Origin of the sequence: Kitasatospora cystarginea (assembly GCF_039533515.1) — a bacterium.
Classification (GTDB): Bacteria; Actinomycetota; Actinomycetes; order Streptomycetales; family Streptomycetaceae; genus Kitasatospora; species Kitasatospora cystarginea.
The window spans coordinates 1-2,462 of sequence record NZ_BAAATR010000057.1 but is presented as its reverse complement, the minus strand read 5'-3'; the positions used below and the strand labels follow the sequence as shown (position 1 = coordinate 2,462).

Annotated in this window: 2 protein-coding genes; both read right to left on the bottom strand. The window is 65.2% G+C overall.

Annotated elements, in window-relative coordinates; all coding sequences use genetic code 11:
• Window positions 1-66: 66 nt before the first annotated feature.
• Complete coding sequence (locus ABD369_RS36475) at window positions 67-1,083, bottom strand: hypothetical protein (protein ID WP_344640945.1); 1,017 nt, start codon at window positions 1,081-1,083, stop codon at window positions 67-69.
• Between the two features lie 318 nt (window positions 1,084-1,401).
• The gene (locus tag ABD369_RS36470; protein ID WP_344640944.1) at window positions 1,402-2,019 is read right to left on the bottom strand and encodes a hypothetical protein; all 618 of its coding nucleotides are present in this window, start codon (window positions 2,017-2,019) and stop codon (window positions 1,402-1,404) included.
• Window positions 2,020-2,462: the final 443 nt, after the last annotated feature.

The window sequence follows — 2,462 nt, the reverse complement described above, 5'->3', positions numbered from 1 at the left end:
GTAAGTTGTCTTCCTAAGACCGCTTGGCCTCCGACTTCAGCACGGAATGCTGGCGGCCGTTTCTGTCTAGCTCGGGTTCTGCGGATCCCAGTTGCACTGGTGCAGCGCGAAGAAGACGGGAGACAGTGCGTTGCTGGTCCCTACGTCGGCGCGCCAGGACTCCACATCCCAGCTGTCGCCCGTGCTCCACCCCGAGGAATTGAGCGGATCCGGGAAGACGAAATTCGCATGGCAGATGAACTGCTCATACTCCGAGTTGTACTTCGACTGGACGGACAGCTGCTGCGGGGGCGGCGCCATCGTCCACAGCTGGTCCCAGGCGCCGCCGAGATCACCGACCGCGTTGCGGAATCCTGCGTCCGTCGGATAGGCGCGGATGACCACCTCGTTCGGGAAAGCGGCGGGGATCTCGACGCGCACCTGTTTGAACCAGTCCGTGGCGGCCTCGCTCAGATAGCCCGTGCATTCTCCCGAACATCCCTCCTCCCGGTGTCCGGAACTCCAGAACAGCGTGCTCTGCCGGTTGGAGAAATTCTGGTACGTCTGGTTCGTCGCAGTGTCGGTTTTCTCGTCCGAGGTGGGATATCCGAACGACCCGCCCTCCCAGCCGTAATCCCCCCACAGCTTCCCGATCTTCCCCCATACGGGGTGCGCGCCGTAGGCGGACGCCCAGTAGACGGAGCCGCCTTCGAACTCCTGACGGCGGCCGAATCCGTCGGGGTTCGCCAGCTCGTCCGACGTGGGGTACCCAAGCGGACCGGACTCCCAGTTCTTGTCCGCCCACTTCGCGCCGATGGCGCCCCCAACGGGATGGGCGCCCGTAGCGGGCTTCCAGTAGACGGTTCCCCCGGTGAATTCCTGCCTACGGCCGACGCCGTCCGGGTTGACCAGCTCGGTCGTCTTCGGGCAGCCGAGAAATCCCCGGTCGTAGTTGTAGTCCTTGTACTTGGCGAGGATCGCTCCGCCGACAGGGATCCCGCAGAAGACGGGGTCGTCCGCCTGGGCGGACGGGGATGACCCCAGCAGGGCGGTCACAGCCAGGGATGTGGACGCGAGCATCGTCATGATGCGGCGAGCAGGCACGGAAATCCTTCCGGAAAGCAGTCGATTGTGCTGTTTTCTACGGGGGAAGAGGGCCTCCCCTCGAAGGTTCCTTCCCGGAAACAGACGGCGGAAACAGCAAGAACAAGACGGCGCGAGATTTCAGTTCTCGCTACAATGGAAGAAGAAAAACGACCGGGTGGTCGGCTTGTGCTTCATCGAGTTGTTCAGGAGCCCACTCATGAGCAAGATCGAATGAGATGGGACACTGGCCGATTGGCCCCCAAGGCCGCACCGGCGCACGGCCCAGGGGACCCGGCCGACGCGCGGCCGGCGAGGGGCCGGCCGCCTCGGGTCAGCTCAGGGGCCCCACTTGCCGTGATACGAGTCGCGTTGGCGTTTGCGGACTGTCCGCTCGGTCTTCAGCTCCACCGGCACGTCGAGCGGGGCCAGCAGCTCTGTCAGGGCGTCTACCAGGGGCTGTGGGTCCGGGCCGGACCTGTTCGGTATCCGCTTCTCCCGGCCGGTCCGCAGGAGGAATTCGGTCTGGAGGTGGACTCTTCTCGGCAGCGGGTCGCCAAAGTACGGCTCGACGGTCACCTGGGTGACCTCGATCATCAGCAGGTCGGTGATGGGGAGGTGCTGATCTGCGCCACACACCCTGACGAGGCGCAGGGAGGTCGGCGTGCCGGCTGGTGCGAACTCCACTCGGGTGACCTGCCTGCGGAGGTCCCACTCCAGAACCGCACGGAAGATCAGGCACCCGACGGCGATCAGCCCGAGGGTGATCAGGAGTGCGGGAAGGAAATCGCCTATCAAGAACGCCAGCGGAATCGTCACCAGCAACATCGCGGCCGGGAACGCCACCCCGGCGGCGAGCAGCGTGACGGTGATCGAAGGAGGGCCGCCGAGGGCGCTCTGCTCGGAAACCAGGTCGGTTGAGCTTGACCCATGTCTTAACGGAGCGTCAGAAGCCATGTCTGCAGTCTAGATAGGCCCACAAGAGGGCGTCAGGGCAGCTCAGTTGGCGGGTCCGGTCGGCCTTCGGCCGCAGGGTCGCGGAGGCCGACGCAGTGGAAGGCCCAGAAGGGCTCGGAGTAGACGAGGGTGCCTGTCATCCATGGCTCGTGGGCGGAGGGGCGGGCGACCTGGAAGGCGGCGTCGGGGATCGGCCTTGGGGACCAATCGGCCAGGCGGATGGCGGTAGCGCCGGTTCCGGTTCGGCCGTCTCACAAATGAGGGAACTCCTCTCGCAACCGTTGGGGTCTGCGAGGCAGTTCTGAGGACCGGCGCCAGAGGCCCACGACCTGCGAAGGTCGGGCTTAGTAGCCGTTGTCGTACCGATCAGGGCGCTTGCCGATCGAACGGGAGTCTCGATCGGGTGATCACGGGCCTGCGGATGCATAGAGGCAGGGCCTCCT

Coding starts and splice junctions, on each gene's coding strand:
- ABD369_RS36470 (WP_344640944.1), bottom strand. CDS start 2,019: ATGGCTTCTGACGCTCCGTTAAGACATGGGTCAAGCTCAACCGACCTG.